The organism is Microbacterium paraoxydans, from assembly GCF_020524545.1.
GTDB classification, from domain to species: Bacteria; Actinomycetota; Actinomycetes; order Actinomycetales; family Microbacteriaceae; genus Microbacterium; species Microbacterium paraoxydans_C.
Window position 1 is genome coordinate 639,526 of sequence record NZ_JAIVLG010000001.1, and the last position, 17,613, is coordinate 657,138.

Sequence of the window (17,613 nt, forward strand, 5' to 3'; positions counted from 1 at the left end):
AACCTGCTGTGGCGCCGTTCCGCGGTGGCTTCCGCGAATTCTTGCGGAGTTGTGAACAGGGACGGACCGAGACCGTCGGTGTTGCGTGGTCTGACCACACGGGATACTCTGTGGTCAGACCACAGGAGGATCGATGGGTGAACAGCCGGCGCGTGCCTGGCAGCTCGTACTCGAGCACATCGAACGCGACCTCCTCGACGGTCGCCTGGGCCCGGGGGACAGGCTCCCCTCGGAGCGAGATCTCGCAAGTGAGCTCGGTGTCGGACGCTCCAGCGTGCGCGAGGCGTTCCGCGTGCTCGAGGTGATGGGTCTCATCCGCACCGCGACCGGCTCCGGTCCGCAGTCCGGGGCCATCGTCATCGCGACGCCGACCGGGGGCATGTCGGCCCTGCTCCGGCTCCAGGTCGCAGCCCAGGGGTTCGCGCTGGATGATGTCGTCCGCACGCGGCTGGTGCTCGAAGACGCGGTGGTCTCCGAGATCGCGGCCTCTGCGGAGCGGGACACGGCGCACGCGCATCGGCTGCTCGAGGCGATGGAAGCCGCGGGCCTCACCCCCGCGGAGTTCCTCGCGCTCGACGCCCAACTGCACCTCTCCCTCGCCGAGGCCAGCGGCAACACGGTCATCGCCGCGATGATGGCCGGCCTGCGTTCGTCCATCGAGTCCTACGTGCAGGCAGGGGTCGCCGCGATCACCGACTGGGACGCGATGGCGCAGCGGCTGCGCGCCGAACACCGGGCCCTGGTCGGGGCGATCGACGAGGGCGACGTCGCGGCCGCTCGCACCCTCGTCCACTCGCACATCACCGGCTACTACACGTCCGCGGGGCTGACCCGCGACCTTCATCCCCTGAACTGAGAGGCACACCATGGTGCAGCGCCAGCTCCCGAATCCCGTCGAACTCCTCGACCTCATGAAGTTCAAGAAGCCGGAGCTCGACGGCCGCAAGCGCCGTCTCGATGCCGCGCTCACGATCGACGACCTTCGTCTGATCGCCAAGCGCCGCACCCCCAAGGCCGCGTTCGACTACACCGACGGCGCCGCGGAAGGGGAACTCTCGCTCTCGCGCGCTCGGCAGGCGTTCCAGGACGTGGAGTTCCACCCCGGCATCCTGCGGCCCGCTCCTGACGTGGACACGAGCGTCGATATCCTCGGCGGACCCGCCGCGCTGCCCTTCGGGATCGCGCCCACGGGCTTCACCCGCTTGATGCAGACCGAGGGCGAGGTCGCCGGTGCCGGTGCCGCGGGCGCCGCGGGCATCCCGTTCACGCTCTCCACGCTCGGCACCACATCGATCGAGGGAGTGAAGGCCGCGAACCCGCACGGGCGCAACTGGTTCCAGCTCTACGTCATGCGCGACCGGGAGATCTCGTACGAGCTCACCCGCCGCGCCGCGGCGTCCGGCTTCGACACCCTGCAGTTCACGGTGGACACTCCGGTTGCGGGTGCACGCCTGCGCGACAAGCGGAACGGCTTCAGCATCCCGCCGCAGCTCACTCTCGGCACGATCATCAACGCGATTCCGCGGCCGTGGTGGTGGTTCGATTTCCTGACGACGCCGAAGCTGGAGTTCGCCTCCTTGAGCACCACGGGCGGAACGGTCGGCGAGCTGCTGGACGCCGCGATGGACCCGACGATCAGCTACGACGACCTCGACGTCATCCGCGATATCTGGCCGGGGAAGATCGTGATCAAGGGCGTGCAGAACGTCGAGGACTCCGTGCGCCTGCGCGATGCCGGTGTCGACGGCATCGTGCTCTCGAACCACGGGGGACGACAGCTCGATCGCGCGCCGATCCCGTTCCACCTGCTGCCCGAAGTGCGTCGGGCCGTCGGCGACGACTTCACGGTCATGATCGACACCGGCATCATGAACGGTGCCGACATCGTCGCGGCGGTGGCGCTGGGGGCGGACTTCACGCTGATCGGACGCGCGTACCTGTACGGCTTGATGGCGGGCGGGCGTCAGGGCGTCGACCGGACGATCGCGATCCTGCGCAGTGAGATCGAGCGTACGATGCGTCTGCTGGGGGTGTCCACGCTCGCAGAGCTCGAACCGGGACACGTCACTCAGCTCACGCGACTGGTTCCGGTGGGGCGAACGGCTACGGACGCTCTCGCGCGTTGAGAGGCTGAGTCCGCGCGCTCACCGGGCCTGCGGGGCGACCGCTCGGCGTCGTGGCGGCCACGGAACCAGCATCGACGTCGTCCGGCGATACTCCGCGTAGGCCGGGTACTTCGACGCCGTGATCGACTCGGTGAAGATCGTCGAGCCGATGAAGAGCACCGTGAGCAGCGCAGGGCCGATGATCGTCGGATTCAGGACTCCGCCGATCACGCCCGCACCGGCCGTGGCGGCGGCCGTCGCGCCGATCGCGTAGAAAGCCCACCATTGCGCCTGCTCGAAGAAGAAGTTCGGGTGTCGGCTGTAACGGAACAGCCCGGTGGTGGCGAAACCGGGGGAGAGGGAGCCGCCGGCCTGCTTCTTGCGCTGATGGAACGTCCACTGCTGCTGGTCCGCGACCGTCTCCCCGATCAGGAAGGCGAGGAACGCCGTGATGAAGAGCACGTCCCATCCCGTGAGGGCCGAAGGGTGCTGCGCGGCCACGAGCGCGGGCAGGGTGATGAGCACGAGAAGCGTCATCTGGTAGCCGATGATGAACAGCACGTTGAAGACCTGGAACTGCCAGGGGTGCATCCGTGCGCGCAGGATCGCCCACCGGTAGTCCTCCATGCCCGTGTAGCCGCCCTTGCGCGCGAAGTTGAAGGTCAGGCGGGCGCCCCACGCGGTCGCGAGCACACCCATCAGCACGATGCGTGCGGTCCCGTCGCCCTGAGCGAAGGCACCGGCGACGAAGATCCACACATAGGCCACGGGCACGATCGACCACGCGCGATCGACCCACGAGGTGTCGCGGGTGAGCAGCGACAGGATCCAGCAGGCCGCGCTGGTGGCCGCGGCGACGACGATCACGATCAGCATGGCGTCCATGTCGCCATGCTAGGGCCAGGCGGCGACGTCGCGCCGTGCGACACCGCGGCGGATCAGAGGGTACGCAGGAGCGCGTCGAGCTTGTCGGCCGTGTCTTCCCAGCCCTCGACAGCGACCGACGGCACCCCGATCGCGAGGACCGGGTAGTCGTTCCCGCCCTCGTCGAGCCGGTCGCCGTAGAACAGCATGTCCGTGAGCGCGATCCCGGTGTGGGCGGCGAGCTGGGTCATCCCGAAGGCCTTGTCGATACCGGCGCGGGTGATGTCGATCGAGGTCGACCCGCCCGAGCGCACCTCGAGGCCGGGAAGGCGAGCGGCTACCGCATCCCGCAGAGCCGCGCGCTTCGCGCCGGTCGGATCCCAATCGTGCTTGGCTTCTCGCGGGGCGCGCTGGCCCAGTGCGGAGAAGGTGATCTGCGATCCGCGGTCCTCGAGGATCTCTCCCCACGGGTCAGCCTCCCAGAGGCCGAGACGCTCAGCCTCTTCCCGCAGAGCCGTCAGCGCCGCCTGCTTCTCCTCGTCGCTGAGGTCGTGGGCGTAGACGGGGACGAAGTCCGCTCCGTCGTGACGGAGGTAACGTGTCCCGCAGGTCGGCAGCAAGTGGAGTCGCGAGAGCACAGCGGCGTCCGCATCACCGAGGTGGGCGACGACCTGCGAGCGGAACTGCGCTTCGTTGCCGCCCGAGATGATCGCGACGTCGACCGTACGCAGCAGGGCTCGCAGCTGCTCGGCGATGCGCGGGTCGATCACTCCCTTGGAGGGCGCGAGCGTGTCGTCGAGATCGAAGGCGACGAGGACGGGCGTGATCATGGTGTCTCCAGCCTAGAAGGTGGGCGTGGCGAGGTTCGCGGGGCGAACAGCAGGGTGCACATCACCGCGAGCGCCACACCGAACGAGGCGCCGGTGGAGTTGGCCAGGACGTCGGTGAGGGTCGCCGCGCGATGGGGCAGAGCGAGGCGCTGCACGGTCTCGATCGCCAGGGACAGCGTCGGTCCGACCAGCAGCGCGAGAGGCCAGACGCGACGGGGGAGCAGCACGAACGCGAGGACGCCGACCGGGATGAAGACGATGATGTTCGCCAGGATCTCGAGACGGGTGAAGTCCAGCGACGCCCAACCCAGACGATGGGCCGTGCCGAGGATCACGTCGAGCAGATTGGGCATCGTGTCCTCGACGCGCGAGGGCGTCAGAGTGAGCGCCGCGAGGGCGAGGAGGAAGGGGATGCCGAGGGCGAGCGCCCAGGCGCGGGTGTAACGGCGCGGCGGCGGGAGCAGAGACTCCATGCGTTCCCTTCGTGCGCGAAGCCGATACAGAGAAGGCCGCCCCTGAGGGCGGCCTTCCGGTGTCACTGGTCGGGGTGACAGGATTTGAACCTGCGACCTCTTCGTCCCGAACGAAGCGCGCTACCAAGCTGCGCCACACCCCGTTTGCAACCCTCCGAGTCTACAGGGAAATGCTCCGTGCGCCGAATCGAGGCCGGGATCAGCCCTGTGCCGTCAGCGTGAGCAGTGTCGCCTCGGGGCGGCACGCGAAGCGGACGGGAGCGTAGATGGAGTGACCGCAGCCTGCACTGACGTTGAGCGGCACCGTGCGTCCGCCGTGCGACCAGGTACTGAGGCCCTTGGCCTGCTTGAGCGGGATGTCGCAGTTCGCGACAAGAGCGCCGTAGCCGGGAAGGCAGACCTGCCCGCCGTGCGTGTGACCGCCGAGGACCGCATCGGCACCGAGGTCGACGAAACCGTTGAGCACGCGCTGATAGGGCGCGTGGGTGACGCCCAGCAACGGCGTCGAGGCATCGCGCGGGCCGAGGGCGTCGATCGCGTCGGGGAGCACGTCGAGGCGGTCCCAGTCCCGGTGCGCATCATTCACGCCGAACGCGTCGACCGCCGTGCCGGCGATGGTGAGGCGCACCGCCGCGTTGTTGAGATCGCTCCAGCCGAGCTCTTCGGTGAAGTAGCGGTCCATCGCGTCGGTGTCCAGTGGCGTCGGTTCGCGGTGCTTCGTGGACGGGCCGAGGAAGTAGCGCAGCGGGTTGCGCGGGGAGGGAGCGGTGACGTCGTTCGAGCCGTGCACGAAGACGCCGGGAATACCGGCCAGCGGATCGAAGGCCCGGCGGATGCCGGCCAGGCCGTCGAGGTGGCCGAGGTTGTCGCCGGTGTTGACGATCAGATCGGGCTTCAGCTCCGCGAGCGATGCCAGCCAATCCTGCTTTCGATGCTGCCACGGCGCCATGTGCGCATCCGAGAGGTGCAGGATGCGGATCGGGGCTGAACCGGCGGGGAGGGCGGGGGAGGTGGCTTCGCGCACCGTGAACAGGTAGCGCTCGATGCCGATGCCCCAGACGGTGGCGGCAGCACCGACGGCCCCCACCGCGCCGAGCGCGATGAGGGCCGGGTGGGCCGTGCGGCGAGAGGCTACTCGCACGTCACTCGCACGGCGGTGGACTTGCTCGTGGCGGTACCGGGGGCCGGATCCGTGGAGCTCACGACCGCGGTCGGCGGGTTGCACGAGTTGTCGAAGTCGATCGACGTGAAGCCGGCCGCGCCCAGTGCGGCTGCCGCGTCCGCGCGGGACATCCCGGCCAGGTTCCCTGGAACCGTGGTCCCTTGCCCGTTGCTGGGGGAGATGGTCACGGTCGTGCCTCCGGCGGCCTGCCCGGAGGGATCTTGGGCGACGACGATGTTCGTCGGCTGGTCGCTGTCGACCGCGGGGCCTTCAGCGACCGAGAAGCCGCGGCTCTCCAGCGTCGACCGTGCTTCGTCCATCGTCATCCCGACGACGTTCGGCACCTCGGTCAGCACCCGCCGGGTCAGGTTGTTGTCGGGGCGGGGGAAGGCGTCTCCGCCGTAGGCGCCGTTGGCCGCAGCCTGAGCCGCCTTCGCCAGCGGGTATCGCATGTTGTTGAGCTGATAGTTCCCCGCCCACTTCTGGTAGATGTCGCTCTGGCCCTTCCAGCGCCCGGCCCAGACCGCGGACGTGACCTTGGTGCTGGACTCGATCATCATGGTCGACCAGCGGTCGTGAGTTCCGGTCTTGCCGATGAGCGGGGTTCCGTCGTAAGGGTTCGCATCCCGTCCGGTACCGCCGTTCATCACGCCCTGGAGGGCGTATGCCGCGGTCGCCGCGACCTCCTTCGAGATGACGCCGTCGGTGCAGGAGGACGCAGGGAGCTCGCGGTCCTTGCCGTCGGGGCCGACCACGCGATCGATCGCGCGCGGCGTGCAGTACTTCCCGCCGCTGGCGACCGTGGCGTAGGCGTTGGCCATGGCGATCGGAGAGATGTTCTTGGGACCGAGCACGTCGTACGGCACGTTCTCGTCCGTGACCTTCTTGCCGCTGGCGAGCGTGACGCCCATCCGGTCGGCGACCTGGTTGATCTCGCAGATGTCCAGCTTCGAGGCCATCGCGAAGAAGCCGCTGTTCAAGGACTGTCGGGTGAAGTCCATGACGCTCCCGGTGTAGCCGCCTCCGCCGCCGAAGTTGCCGATCTCCTTCGTATTGGTGGTCTGCGGGCTCTCGCACACCGGGATCTTGAGGTTGGTCTGCACCCGCCCGTTGATCACCTCATTGACGGAGTGGCCCTTCTCGAGCCAGTCGATCAATGTGAAGAGCTTGTAGACGGAGCCGACCTGGAATCCGCCCGAGTTCCCGTGCTCCATGTCCCCGGCGAAGACCAGCGAGCTCTTGGCCTGATCATCCGTGGTGGTCTCATCGAACTGCGTGTTCTGCGTGATCGACAGGATGCGTCCCGTGCCGACCTCGATCGAGACTCCTGCGGCACCGAAGTAGTCGTTGTCGTAGTTGGCAGGCACGATGTCCTTCATCGCCTGCGCGGCGGGGTCCTGGATGCGGTAGTCCAGTGAGGTGTAGATCTTGAGTCCGCCGCGACGGAGCAGGTCGGCCCGATCCTGCGGCTCCTCGCCGAAGGCCTCGTCGTTCAGCACGATCGACTTCACGTACTGGCAGAAGTAGGCGTTGGCGCCTGCGGAGGCGCAGCCCTGCGTGGGCGGGTTCAGTACGGGCGTGATCTCGGACGCATCCGCCTCGTCGTACTGCGCCTGGGTGATCTTGCCGTCCGCGAGCATGCGGCCGAGCACGTAGTGACGACGATCCTTCGTGAGGGCGTATCCACTCTCGGCGGTGTTGAGCGCCTCGCCGTCCGAGTTCGTGACGGTTCCCTCGGGCTTGTCGATGCGATACGTGTTGGGGTTCTGGACGATTCCGGCCAGCGTCGCGGCCTGCGCGACCGTGAGCTTCGCCGACGTCGTGTTGAAGTAGTAGTTGGCCGCGGCCTCGATGCCGTAGACCGTTCCGCCGAAGTTGGCGATGTTGAGGTATCCGAGGAGGATGTCGTTCTTCGAGTAGTCCTTCTCGATCTGGATCGCGTAGCGCATCTCCTGGAGCTTGCGCTCGATGCCGTCGGCACCCGTCGCGTTGGTGGCGTCCTTCCAGCACTGCTGCAGATCCTCGGTGTGCGTCTCGGAGGTCGTGTCGACCTTCTGCTCGCATTCCTGGATCAGCACATTCTTCACGTACTGCTGGCTGATGGTCGACGCGCCGCGGCTGGAGGTGCCGCGCACGTTGTCGATCAGGGCCTTCACCGTCGCGCCGACGTTGACGCCGCCATGGCTGTAGAAGCTCTTGTCCTCACTGGACAGGATCGCGTCGTAGAGCACGGGGGAGACCTGCTCATACGTCACGGGCACGCGATTCTGCTCGTAGAACGAGGCGAGGGCGACGTTCTTGCCCTCCGGAGTCGTGGCGTAGATCGTGGACTGCTCCATCGGCGTGCTCGGGTTGAGGTTCTCGGGCAGCTGATCGAAGAGCGTGAGGGCTTGGGTGCCGGCGAGGCCCGTCATCGTGAGGACGGGCGTGACGCTCGCTGCGACCAGGAGTCCGGCGACGGCGCTCAGGCCGACGAGCCCGACGAGTCCGCCGAGCACGCCTCTCACCGTGCGATTCTTTTGGGGCATACGCTTGATCGTAGGGGAGTTCCCTGAATACCGCCTTTGACGAGCCCGACGCGGAATGACGGCGTCGTGCCCTGATCGACAGGAGTGCCATGACCACGTGGGAGTACCTCACCACGCCGCTGCTGATCCACAACACCGCGGCGATCCTCAACAACTGGGGCAAGCAGGGCTGGGAGCTCGTGCAGGTCGTGCAGGGCCCGGAAGGCGGGCTCGTCGCCTACCTGAAGCGCCCCGTGACGGCCGACGCTTCGGCGAACGCCGGTCTCGCCGCCGCGGAGCAGGCCGCCCGCCAGTTCGAGGGAGAGCAGGCATGACCGTCTCCTCCCGTCTCGCCGAGCTCGGCATCGAGCTGCCCGCGGTCGCCGCGCCGGTGGCCGCCTATGTGCCCGCCGTCGTGCACGGCGGTCTCGTGTACACCTCGGGGCAGCTGCCGTTCACCGAGGGGGCGCTCCCCGCCGTGGGCAAGGTCGGTGCGGAGGTCTCGGCCGACGACGCGAAGACCTATGCGCGGACGTGCGCGCTGAACGCCCTCGCAGCGGCGTCGGATGCCGCGGGCGGACTCGACCGCATCGCGGGTGTGCTCCGGGTGGGTGGCTTCGTCGCCTCCGCCGAGGGGTTCACCGGCCAGCCCGGCGTCATCAACGGTGCCAGCGACGTGCTCGGAGAGATCTTCGGGGATGCCGGACGCCACGCCCGCGCGGCCGTCGGCGTCGCAGAGCTTCCCCTCGGCAGCCCGGTCGAGGTCGAGGTGACCTTCCGCCTCGCCTGATCCTGCCGCCCGCGCTCCGTGCCGGGATCGAAAACGCGCCTCCCGGAAGCCCGGGAGGCGCGTTTTCGATCTTTCAGGACGGGGCTACTTCACCTGAGCCGAGATGATGCTCATCACAGCGGTGTCGGCGAGGGTCGTCGTGTCACCGACCTCGCGGCCCTCGGCGACATCGCGCAGAAGACGTCGCATGATCTTGCCGGAGCGGGTCTTGGGCAGCTCGCCGACGATGTAGACGTCGCGCGGACGTGCGATCGCGCCGATCTGCTCGCCGACCCACAGGCGCAGCTGCTGCGCGAGGCCTGCGGGCTCATGCTCCGCGAGATAGCTCTCCTTGATGATGACGAACGCCACGACGGCCTGGCCGGTGGTCTCATCCGACGCCCCGACCACCGCGGCCTCGGCGGTCGCTTCGTGCGCGACCAGTGACGATTCGATCTCGGCGGTCGATAGACGGTGGCCCGACACGTTCATGACGTCGTCGACGCGGCCCAGCAGCCACAGGTCGCCGTCCTCGTCGAGGCGTGCGCCGTCTCCCGCGAAGTAGTAGCCCTGGTCTTCGAACTTCTCCCAGTACGTCTCACGGAAGCGCTCCGGATCGCCCCAGATGCCGCGCAGCATGCTCGGCCAGGGCTCCGTGATGACGAGCAGGCCGCCGTTGCCGTTGCCGACCTCGACGCCGCTCTCATCGACCACGTCGATCGAGATCCCGGGAAGCGGGACCTGGGCTGATCCGGGCTTGGTCTCGGTGACGCCGGGGAGGGCCGAGACCATGATGGCCCCCGTCTCGGTCTGCCACCAGGTGTCGACGATCGGAGTCTTGCCCGCCCCGATCACCTCGCGGTACCACATCCACGCCTCGGGGTTGATGGGCTCTCCGACCGAGCCGAGCAGGCGCAGCGACGACAGGTCGAACTTCTTCGGAACGCTGCGACCGATCTTCATGAAGGAGCGGATCGCGGTCGGAGCCGTGTAGAAGATGGACACCTTGTACTTCTCGATGATCTCCCACCAGCGGCCGGGGTGCGGGGTGTCCGGCGTGCCTTCGTAGAGCACCTGGGTCGCACCGTTCGCGAGCGGGCCGTAGGCCACGTAGCTGTGCCCGGTGATCCAGCCGATGTCCGCCGTGCACCAGAAGACGTCGGTCTCGGGGTGCAGGTCGAAGACGTACTTGTGCGAGTACGCCGCCTGGGTGAGGTAGCCGCCGGAGGTGTGCAGGATGCCCTTGGGCTTCCCGGTGGTCCCTGAGGTGTACAGGATGAAGAGAGGGTTCTCCGCAGGGAACGCCAGGGCGGTGTGCTCGGACGAGGCGGTGGGGACGACGTCGTGCCACCAGAGGTCACGGCCCTCGACCCAGTCGACATCGTTCTCGCCGCGCTTGACGACCAGCACGTGCTCGACGGTCTGCTGCTCACCCTCGCCTCGATCGGCCAGCGCCTGGTCTACCGCGGGCTTGAGCGCCGAGACGCGACCCTTGCGGTAGCCGCCGTCCGCTGTGATCACCAGCTTCGCCCCGGCGTCGTCGATGCGCGAGCGCAGACTGTCGGCGCTGAAGCCGCCGAAGACGACCGAGTGGATGGCGCCGAGACGGGCGACGGCGAGCATCGAGGCGATCGCCTCGGGGATCATGGGCAGGTAGATCGCGACGCGGTCGCCCTGACCCACTCCCAGCCCTTCGAGCACGTTGGCCAGACGCTTGACCTCGTCGGTCAGCTCGGCGTAGGTGATGCGGCGGGAGTCTCCGGGCTCGCCCTCCCAGTGCAGCGCGACGCGGTCGCCGTTGCCGGCCTCGACATGACGGTCGAGACAGTTGTAGGCCACGTTCAGCTCGCCGTCGTCGAACCACTTCGCGAACGGCGGATTCGTCCAGTCGAGTACCTGCGTGAACGGCTTGTGCCAGTGCACGAGTTCGCGGGACTGCTCACCCCAGAAGGCCTCGCGATCAGCGGTGGCCTGTTCGTAGAGTGCGGGGGAGGAGATGGTCTGGGCGATGAATTCCTCCGACGGCGGGAATCGCCGGGTCTCATCGAGAAGGTGGTCGATCTGGCTGCTCATCGGCAGGCGCTCCTTTGCGGCATTCGGTCGTTCGAGCATGGTCGTGGGGTGGACGACCAGGTCAGGGTGAATCTATCCTCGTGGACTCCCCTCGCATACTGCCGAAAGTCGGTAGTGGTTTCGGTTTTGTGAGGGCGCCTGCCATGCGTACACTCGACGACAGCCGAAATCTCATTCCGGCCTTGGTGCGCCCGATTCCCCCAATCGTGGCTCACCGTGGGCGGCACCTCATTCCCCCCGTGAGGTGCCGCCCATTTCGGCTTGGGAGCGCTCTCTCATCGGCTCCCGCGACGCGCGATCGGCTTCTGCACTGGCTCCATCGGACGCCACTTCTGCACAGAGGCCGCATCGCGCCCGCAAGACGAGGCACTCGTCCCGGTGGCGCGGCCTAGCGTCGCGGTATGCCCGATTCCTTCGTCATCCAGCCTCGGGGCGGGGCGGCCGTCGCGACGACCGGCACCTCCCTCGAAACCCTGCACCTCGACCCCGCGTTCGGTCCGCTCCGTGCCCACATCGACGACACCGTCACCGACGTCTTCGTGAACGGGACGACCGGACTGTTCGTCGATCGCGGCGGTGGCGCGGAGCCGGCGACGCCGTGGCGGGCATCCGAGCGGGAGGTGCGAGATCTCGCGGTCGCGCTCGTCGGTCTCGGCGGGCGGCACCTCGATGATCAAGCACCGTGCGTCGATGTCCGCCTCGCCTCCGGCATCCGCGTGCACGCCGTGCTCGCGCCGGTATCGACGACGGGAACCGCGCTCTCGATCCGGCTCCCACGCGTGCGGGCGGCGGATCTCTCGGCGCTCGAATCCCTCGGCGCCTTCGAGGAACGCCAGCGGGCCTGGCTGCTCAGCCTCGTGGTCGATCGGGCGAACATCCTCATCACCGGGGGAACCGGAACGGGCAAGACCACCCTGCTGTCCGCGCTGCTCTCCGAGGTGCCGCCGGCCGAGCGGATCGTCACGATCGAGGATGTGGCGGAGCTGCGTCCGCGGCACCCGCACCACGTCGCGCTCGAAGCGCGTCAGGCGAACCTGGAAGGCGCGGGGGGAATCACCCTCGCGCGCCTGGTGCGGGAGTCCCTGCGCATGCGGCCGGACCGGCTGGTGGTCGGTGAGTGTCGAGGGGAGGAGGTGCGCGAGCTGCTCAGCGCACTCAACACCGGTCACGACGGGGGAGCGGGCACGATGCATGCCAGCGGTCTGCGCGACGTGCCCGCCCGGCTCGAGGCGCTCGGAGCGCTGGCGGGGATGGATGCCGTCGCACTCGCACGGCAGGCGGTGAGCGCGTTCACCGTGGTTCTGCATCTCGATCGAACTCCGGGTGGGGTCCGTCGGATACGCCAGGCGGGTCGGCTCGTGATCGTGGGCGATCGACTCGATATCGAGGAGGTATCCCCATGGTGATACGGCGCATACCTGCACTCCGCGACGAGTCGGCAGGTGCGGCGGATGCCGCGACATCGGTGCAGACGCTGGCGGTTCTGTTGCAGGCTGGCGCTGTCCCCCTCGTCGCATGGCGGCATCTCGCAGGTACCGGCGACCCGCATGCGGTGGCTGTGGTCGAGCGGGTCGATGAGGGTGTCCCGCTCCTCTCGGCAATCGAGGCCGAGCGTGGGGCATGGACCGATCTGGCAGCCGCGTGGGAGATCGCAACGACGGTCGGCGCGCCGCTCGCCGAGGTGCTCCGGATGATCGCGGAGTCGCTTCGTGATGCCGCCTCGGCGGCCGACGACGTGCGTATCGCCCTCGCGGAACCCGCGGGAACTGCGCGTCTGCTGCTCTGGATGCCGCTCGCTGGACTCCTTCTCGGCTTCGCGCTCGGGTTCGACACCCTCGGTGCCATCGTCGGCAACCCTCTCGGTACGGGCTGCGTGGTCGCGGGGCTGCTCCTGGTGCTGGCGGCGCGCCAGTGGACGAAGAGACTTCTGCGGCGGGCGCGGCCTGAGCCGGGCACGCCCGGAATCCGCGCGGAACTCATGGCGGTCGCGCTCACCGGCGGATCCTCCATCGACCGAGCGCTCGCCCTCGTCGCAGAGAGCTCCGCGTCCGGGGGAAGTGACGAGCGGATCCGTGCCGTGCTCGATCTGTCCCGTGCCGCGGGGGTGCCGGCGGTGGAACTGCTCCGCGCGTCCGCGGCTCAGGACCGCCATGCCGCTCGGGTCCAGGGCCGTCTCCGCGCGGCGAAGCTCTCGACACGACTCCTGATCCCGCTTGGAGTGTGCACCCTTCCGGCGTTCCTCCTGCTCGGTGTGGCGCCGATGCTCCTGAGCGTGTTGTCCTCGACACCCTTGCCGTTGTGACCGCCCGTGGCGGTCGGTCTCCGATCCGAAACATCCAGAGAAAGAAGGAACACCATGACGACCATTCCCCGACTCGACCGACGCCGGGCGGCGACGCTGTTCGGCGACGACAGTGGCGCGGCCACCGCGGAGTACGCCATCACGACGATGGCGGCTGTCGCCTTCGCCGGACTCCTCGTCGTCATCATGAGATCCGACGAGGTCCGCGGCATCTTGACCGATCTCGTGCGCCGCGCGCTGACCGTGTCGTGAGAGCAGCGACCGTCACCACGCCGCGGCGACGAGGGTCGGCGCGCCTCGCCGGGGGAGAGCGAGGGTCCGTCGCGGCCGAGCTCGCGCTCGCGGTGCCTGCCGTGGTGCTCGCGCTCCTTCTGGGAGCGGGGGCGCTCGGCGCGGCGTCGCGCCAGGTGGCTCTGCAGGATGCGTCCGCCGACGCGGCCCGCCTGCTGGGCCGGGGAGAAGGAGCGGATGCCGCGGAGGCGGTCGTGCGAGTGGCGGTCCCGGGCGCCGGGGCGTCAGCGTCGCGCCGGGGCGAGCTCGTATGCGTCACCGCGTCGGCCGAGGCCTCGTTGGGTGCGGTGGTTCGAGTACCGTTGCGGGCGTCGAGCTGCGCGCTGGACGGAGGACTCTGATGGCGGGCACCGCGCTCGCCGCGGGCGTCCTCGCCGTGGCGGCCGCGCTGTCGCTCGGGTTGGCCTCGGTCGCCGGGGCATCGGTGACGGCGCAGCGGGTTGCGGGTGCTGCCGACGCCGCCGCGCTCGCCGCGGCCGACGCCGCCAGCGGGGCCGTGCCCACCTCGGAGGAGCCGTGCGAGCTCGCCGCGACGGTCGCGGCGGCATCCGGTGCCGACCTCACCGGATGCACCCTGGAGGGCTTCGTGGCGACCGTGGAGGTGCAGTCGGCGTACGCTGGACTCGCAGCCGTCTCCCGAGCCCGTGCCGGGCCACCCGAGGGACAGTGACGGCCGCGCGACCTCGCTCACTGTGAATGACCCCACACAGTGGTGTGTATGGTGTGCTTCGAAGAAAGGACGCACCCTTGGCTGAAGGCAAGAAGCTCGTCATCGTCGAGTCCCCGACGAAGATGCGGTCTATTCAGGGATACCTCGGCGACGGGTACGAGGTGCTCAGCTCCGTCGGCCACATCCGCGACCTCGCCGACAAGAAGGACATTCCGGCGGAGGACAAGCAGGCCTACGGGAAGTACTCGATCGACATCGACAACGGGTTCGACCCCTATTACGTCGTGTCCGATCGCAAGACCAAGACGGTCGCCGAGCTCAAGCGTGCCCTCAAGGGTGCGGACGAACTCCTGCTCGCGACAGATGAGGACCGCGAAGGCGAGGCGATCGCCTGGCACCTCCTGGAGACCCTCAAGCCCAAAGTCCCGGTCAAGCGCATGGTCTTCCACGAGATCACCAAGGACGCGATCCAGGCCGCCGTCGGCAACACGCGCGAACTGGACCACGACCTCGTGGACGCCCAGGAGACCCGCCGCATCCTCGACCGCCTGTACGGCTGGGATGTCTCACCCGTGCTCTGGTACAAGGTCAAGACCGGGATCTCCGCCGGACGTGTCCAGTCCGCAGCGACCCGACTCATCGTCGACAGGGAGCGTGAGCGCATGGCGTTCACCTCCGCCGAGTACTGGGACGTCGATGCGGCAGCCGCGGCGACCGGCACCTCCTTCAAGATCCGCCTCGTCCGCGTCGACGGTGGCCAGCTCGCACGCGGCGCAGACTTCGATGACGACGGAAAGCTCAAGAAGGCCGTCGTCGTCCTCGATGAAGCCGCGGCCTCCGCTCTCGCCGCCGCGATCGATGCGGTCGGCACAGGCTCCGTCACCAAGGTCGAGGCCAAGCCGGGGACACGAAGCCCCTACGCACCCTTCACGACCTCGACGATGCAGCAGGAGGCCGGGCGCAAGCTCTCCATGGGGGCCAAGCAGGCGATGGGCGTCGCCCAGCGGCTGTACGAGAAGGGCTACATCACCTATATGCGTACCGATTCCACGTCGCTGAGCACCCAGGCGGTGCAGGCGGCGCGGAGCCAGGCGGTCGCGCTCTACGGTGATGCCGCCGTGCCGCTGAAGCCGCGCGTCTACAAGTCGAAGAGCAAGAACGCCCAGGAGGCCCACGAGGCCATCCGCCCCTCGGGCGACAACTTCCGGACGCCGGCGTCGCTGTCCTCCGAGCTCGATCGCGACGAGCAGCGTCTCTACGACCTCATCTGGAAGCGCACGGTCGCCAGCCAGATGGCCGACGCGAAGTACGAGACCACGACAGTCACGATCGCCGTCGACGCAGCGGGGAAGAAAGCCGAGTTCACGGCATCCGGAACCGTGTACACCTTCAAGGGCTTCCTCGAGGCCTATGAGGAAGGGCGCGACGAGAAGCGCGGTGACGCCGACGCCGCGGAGAACCAGTCGCTCCCAGCCGTCGCCGTGGGTGATCGGCTCGCGGTGTCGGATGCCGAGGCGAAGGGTCACCGCACGACGCCGAAGCCGCGCTACACCGAGGCTTCGCTCGTCAAGGTGCTCGAGGAGAAGGGCATCGGTCGCCCCTCGACGTTCGCGTCGATCCCCGAGACGATCCTCGACCGCGGCTACGCCGTCAAGCGTGGTCAGGCCCTCGTCCCGACGTGGCTGGCGTTCAGCGTGGTGCGTCTGCTCGAAGAGCACTTCGCGGACCTCGTCGACTACGACTTCACGGCGGCACTCGAAGACGACCTCGACACCATCGCGCGGGGCGAACAGAACCGCGTCGAATGGCTCAAGTCGTTCTACTTCGGATCGGACTCGCACGTCGGGCTCCGTCAGGTCGTCGACAACCTCGGCGAGATCGATGCGCGTGCGCTGAATTCCACGCGCATCACGGATGCCGCCACTCTCCGCTTCGGGAAGTACGGCCCGTACCTCGAGGTCGCCGACCCCGAGAACCCCGAGGCGAAGCCGCGCATCGTCAACGTGCCGGAGGACCTGGCGCCCGACGAGCTCACGGCGGAGAAGGCGCAGGAGCTCATCGATGCTCCCGTCGCGGGCGACCGTGTGCTCGGGGAGAACCCGGCGAACGGCAAGATCATCGTCGTCAAGGACGGCCGCTTCGGGCCCTACGTGCAGGAGAACGACCCTGTCTCCGAGGACGCTGCGATCGACGAGGCGACGGGCGAGGTCGTCGAGACCCCGAAGCCGAAGCGCGGTGCGAAGAAGGAAGTGGCGCCCAAGCCGCGGACCGCCTCGCTCTTCCGCTCGATGTCCGTCGACGAGATCGACCTCGATACGGCGCTGCAGCTGCTCAGCCTCCCGCGCGTGGTGGGGGTGGACCCCGAGTCCGGTGACGAGATCACGGCGCAGAACGGTCGCTTCGGTCCCTACCTGAAGAAGGGCACGGACTCGCGCTCTCTCGAGAGCGAGTCGCAGATCTTCAGCATCACGCTCGAGCAGGCGCTCGAGATCTACGCACAGCCGAAGTACGGTGCCGGTCGACGTGCCTCCAGCGCCCTCGCCGAGTTCGAGGCCGATCCCGTCAGCGGCAAGCCGATCCGCATCCGCGATGGACGCTTCGGGGCGTACGTCACCGACGGGGAGACCAACGTGACCATCCCGCGGGGTCAGAAGGTCGAGGACATCACCTTCGAGATCGCCGTGCAGATGCTCGCCGACAAGCGCGCGAAGGGGCCGGCCCCGAAGCGGGGGGCAGCCAAGAAGGCTCCGGCGAAGAAGGCGCCCGCCAAGAAGGCGGCGGCCAAGACATCGGCCGCGAAGAAGGCTCCCGCGAAGAAGACAGCGGCGGCGACGTCGGCCGCGCGGTCGGCGGCGGCGAAGAAGGCGGCCGCCACGCGTGCGGCGAACGCGGCGGCGAAGGCCGCCGAGAAGGCGGAGTCGTGACCCCAGGCCGCGGAGTGTGGATCACGCTCGAAGGCGGCGACGGGTCTGGCAAGACCACGCAGTCGTACCTGCTCGCGGAGTGGCTCGTCGCCGCGGGACGCACTGTCGTGCGCACGCGGGAGCCGGGCGGCTCCGAGGTCGGGCAACTGATCCGCGACATCGTGCTGCACCACCGCGGTGACATCGCACCGCGAGCGGAGGCGCTGCTGTACGCGGCGGATCGTGCGCATCATGTCGCAACGGTCGTGCGACCTGCACTCGAGCGCGGCGACGTCGTGCTGCAGGACCGCTACCTCGACTCGTCCGTGGCGTATCAGGGGGCAGGGCGCGTGCTCGACGCGAAGGAGATCCGGGACCTGTCGCTCTGGGCCGCGGAGGGGGCGCTCCCCGACCTGACCGTGCTTCTCGATCTGGATCCGGCCGCGGCGCGGACCCGCCTCGACTCGGCGGACAAGCCGTTCGACCGCCTCGAAGCGGAGCAGGCCGAGTTCCATGGCCGAGTCCGTGACGCCTACCTCGCGCTCGCCGATGCCGAGCCCGACAGATTCCTGGTTCTGGATGCCGCTGCGTCCGCCGAGAGCATCGCCCAGCGGATCCGCGTCCGGGTGGAGGATCTGCTCGGCTGATCCGGCCCCACGGCTCC

General features: G+C 68.6%; 17 protein-coding genes and 1 tRNA gene. 11 read left to right on the forward strand and 7 right to left on the reverse strand.

Features of this window, described 5'->3' with window-relative positions; genetic code table 11:
• Positions 1-133 precede the first annotated feature (133 nt).
• Positions 134-856, forward strand: coding sequence for a FadR/GntR family transcriptional regulator (locus LC041_RS03140; RefSeq protein WP_226531498.1), 723 nt, complete (start codon positions 134-136; stop codon positions 854-856).
• A 10-nt stretch (positions 857-866) separates the two neighbouring features.
• Positions 867-2,126, forward strand: a complete 1,260-nt coding sequence (locus LC041_RS03145; RefSeq protein WP_226531499.1) for an alpha-hydroxy acid oxidase — start codon at positions 867-869, stop codon at positions 2,124-2,126.
• 18 nt (positions 2,127-2,144) lie between these two features.
• On the opposite strand, the gene LC041_RS03150 is transcribed toward LC041_RS03145, so the two are convergent.
• The 6 genes from LC041_RS03150 to LC041_RS03175 all read right to left on the reverse strand — a co-directional run bounded on the left by LC041_RS03150 (position 2,145) and on the right by LC041_RS03175 (position 7,962).
• Positions 2,145-2,990 carry a DUF1295 domain-containing protein gene (locus LC041_RS03150; protein ID WP_226531500.1) on the reverse strand — a complete coding sequence of 282 codons (846 nt, stop codon included), beginning with the start codon at positions 2,988-2,990 and terminating at the stop codon, positions 2,145-2,147.
• A gap of 53 nt (positions 2,991-3,043) precedes the next feature.
• Entirely contained in the window at positions 3,044-3,799 is a 756-nt protein-coding gene (locus tag LC041_RS03155; protein ID WP_226531501.1) for an HAD-IIB family hydrolase, read from the reverse strand.
• On the reverse strand, positions 3,796-4,272 hold the full coding sequence (locus LC041_RS03160; RefSeq protein ID WP_226531502.1) for a VanZ family protein: 477 nt from the start codon (positions 4,270-4,272) through the stop codon (positions 3,796-3,798). Before LC041_RS03160 ends, LC041_RS03155 begins: the two co-directional genes overlap by 4 nt.
• Before the next feature lie 66 nt (positions 4,273-4,338).
• Positions 4,339-4,415 (reverse strand) — tRNA-Pro (locus tag LC041_RS03165).
• Between the two features lie 56 nt (positions 4,416-4,471).
• On the reverse strand, positions 4,472-5,413 hold the full coding sequence (locus tag LC041_RS03170) for a metallophosphoesterase (RefSeq protein ID WP_226531503.1): 942 nt from the start codon (positions 5,411-5,413) through the stop codon (positions 4,472-4,474).
• Positions 5,404-7,962 carry a transglycosylase domain-containing protein gene (locus LC041_RS03175; RefSeq protein WP_226531504.1) on the reverse strand — a complete coding sequence of 853 codons (2,559 nt, stop codon included), beginning with the start codon at positions 7,960-7,962 and terminating at the stop codon, positions 5,404-5,406. Before LC041_RS03175 ends, LC041_RS03170 begins: the two co-directional genes overlap by 10 nt.
• Before the next feature lie 89 nt (positions 7,963-8,051).
• On the opposite strand from LC041_RS03175, the gene LC041_RS03180 reads away from it, so the two are divergent.
• Both LC041_RS03180 and LC041_RS03185 read left to right on the forward strand, forming a co-directional pair.
• Complete coding sequence (locus LC041_RS03180) at positions 8,052-8,276, forward strand: DUF4177 domain-containing protein (protein WP_226531505.1); 225 nt, start codon at positions 8,052-8,054, stop codon at positions 8,274-8,276.
• Entirely contained in the window at positions 8,273-8,731 is a 459-nt protein-coding gene (locus tag LC041_RS03185) for a RidA family protein (protein ID WP_226531506.1), read from the forward strand. The genes LC041_RS03180 and LC041_RS03185 overlap by 4 nt, the downstream gene beginning before the upstream one ends.
• Positions 8,732-8,815: 84 nt before the next feature.
• On the opposite strand, the gene acs is transcribed toward LC041_RS03185, so the two are convergent.
• Positions 8,816-10,783, reverse strand: coding sequence for an acetate--CoA ligase (gene acs / locus LC041_RS03190; protein WP_226531507.1), 1,968 nt, complete (start codon positions 10,781-10,783; stop codon positions 8,816-8,818).
• Between the two features lie 401 nt (positions 10,784-11,184).
• Between acs and LC041_RS03195 the strand changes: the two genes are divergently transcribed.
• The 7 genes from LC041_RS03195 to tmk all read left to right on the forward strand — a co-directional run bounded on the left by LC041_RS03195 (position 11,185) and on the right by tmk (position 17,596).
• On the forward strand, positions 11,185-12,189 hold the full coding sequence (locus LC041_RS03195) for a TadA family conjugal transfer-associated ATPase (RefSeq protein WP_226531508.1): 1,005 nt from the start codon (positions 11,185-11,187) through the stop codon (positions 12,187-12,189).
• On the forward strand, positions 12,183-13,085 hold the full coding sequence (locus LC041_RS03200) for a type II secretion system F family protein (protein WP_226531509.1): 903 nt from the start codon (positions 12,183-12,185) through the stop codon (positions 13,083-13,085). Before LC041_RS03195 ends, LC041_RS03200 begins: the two co-directional genes overlap by 7 nt.
• A gap of 54 nt (positions 13,086-13,139) precedes the next feature.
• Positions 13,140-13,337: a DUF4244 domain-containing protein gene (locus tag LC041_RS03205; RefSeq protein WP_226531510.1), complete on the forward strand. Its 198-nt coding sequence runs from the start codon at positions 13,140-13,142 to the stop codon at positions 13,335-13,337.
• A complete protein-coding gene (locus LC041_RS03210; protein ID WP_226531511.1) occupies positions 13,334-13,717 on the forward strand; it encodes a TadE family type IV pilus minor pilin in 384 nt (127 codons plus the stop codon). The genes LC041_RS03205 and LC041_RS03210 overlap by 4 nt, the downstream gene beginning before the upstream one ends.
• Complete coding sequence (locus LC041_RS03215) at positions 13,717-14,046, forward strand: helicase (RefSeq protein ID WP_226531512.1); 330 nt, start codon at positions 13,717-13,719, stop codon at positions 14,044-14,046. Before LC041_RS03210 ends, LC041_RS03215 begins: the two co-directional genes overlap by 1 nt.
• 77 nt (positions 14,047-14,123) lie before the next feature.
• A complete protein-coding gene (topA, locus tag LC041_RS03220; protein WP_226531513.1) occupies positions 14,124-16,970 on the forward strand; it encodes a type I DNA topoisomerase in 2,847 nt (948 codons plus the stop codon).
• On the forward strand, positions 16,967-17,596 hold the full coding sequence (gene tmk, locus LC041_RS03225; protein WP_226531514.1) for a dTMP kinase: 630 nt from the start codon (positions 16,967-16,969) through the stop codon (positions 17,594-17,596). The genes topA and tmk overlap by 4 nt, the downstream gene beginning before the upstream one ends.
• Positions 17,597-17,613 lie beyond the last annotated feature (17 nt).

Bases quoted from the DNA above. Each gene is read 5' to 3' on its own strand.
- LC041_RS03185 (WP_226531506.1), top strand. From the start codon at position 8,273: ATGACCGTCTCCTCCCGTCTCGCCGAGCTCGGCATCGAGCTGCCCGCG.
- LC041_RS03195 (WP_226531508.1), top strand. From the start codon at position 11,185: ATGCCCGATTCCTTCGTCATCCAGCCTCGGGGCGGGGCGGCCGTCGCG.
- LC041_RS03150 (WP_226531500.1), bottom strand. From the start codon at position 2,990: ATGGACGCCATGCTGATCGTGATCGTCGTCGCCGCGGCCACCAGCGCG.
- LC041_RS03140 (WP_226531498.1), top strand. From the start codon at position 134: ATGGGTGAACAGCCGGCGCGTGCCTGGCAGCTCGTACTCGAGCACATC.
- LC041_RS03160 (WP_226531502.1), bottom strand. From the start codon at position 4,272: ATGGAGTCTCTGCTCCCGCCGCCGCGCCGTTACACCCGCGCCTGGGCG.
- LC041_RS03205 (WP_226531510.1), top strand. From the start codon at position 13,140: ATGACGACCATTCCCCGACTCGACCGACGCCGGGCGGCGACGCTGTTC.
- LC041_RS03145 (WP_226531499.1), top strand. From the start codon at position 867: ATGGTGCAGCGCCAGCTCCCGAATCCCGTCGAACTCCTCGACCTCATG.
- LC041_RS03175 (WP_226531504.1), bottom strand. From the start codon at position 7,962: ATGCCCCAAAAGAATCGCACGGTGAGAGGCGTGCTCGGCGGACTCGTC.
- LC041_RS03215 (WP_226531512.1), top strand. From the start codon at position 13,717: ATGGCGGGCACCGCGCTCGCCGCGGGCGTCCTCGCCGTGGCGGCCGCG.
- acs (WP_226531507.1), bottom strand. From the start codon at position 10,783: ATGAGCAGCCAGATCGACCACCTTCTCGATGAGACCCGGCGATTCCCG.
- LC041_RS03200 (WP_226531509.1), top strand. From the start codon at position 12,183: ATGGTGATACGGCGCATACCTGCACTCCGCGACGAGTCGGCAGGTGCG.
- LC041_RS03180 (WP_226531505.1), top strand. From the start codon at position 8,052: ATGACCACGTGGGAGTACCTCACCACGCCGCTGCTGATCCACAACACC.
- LC041_RS03155 (WP_226531501.1), bottom strand. From the start codon at position 3,799: ATGATCACGCCCGTCCTCGTCGCCTTCGATCTCGACGACACGCTCGCG.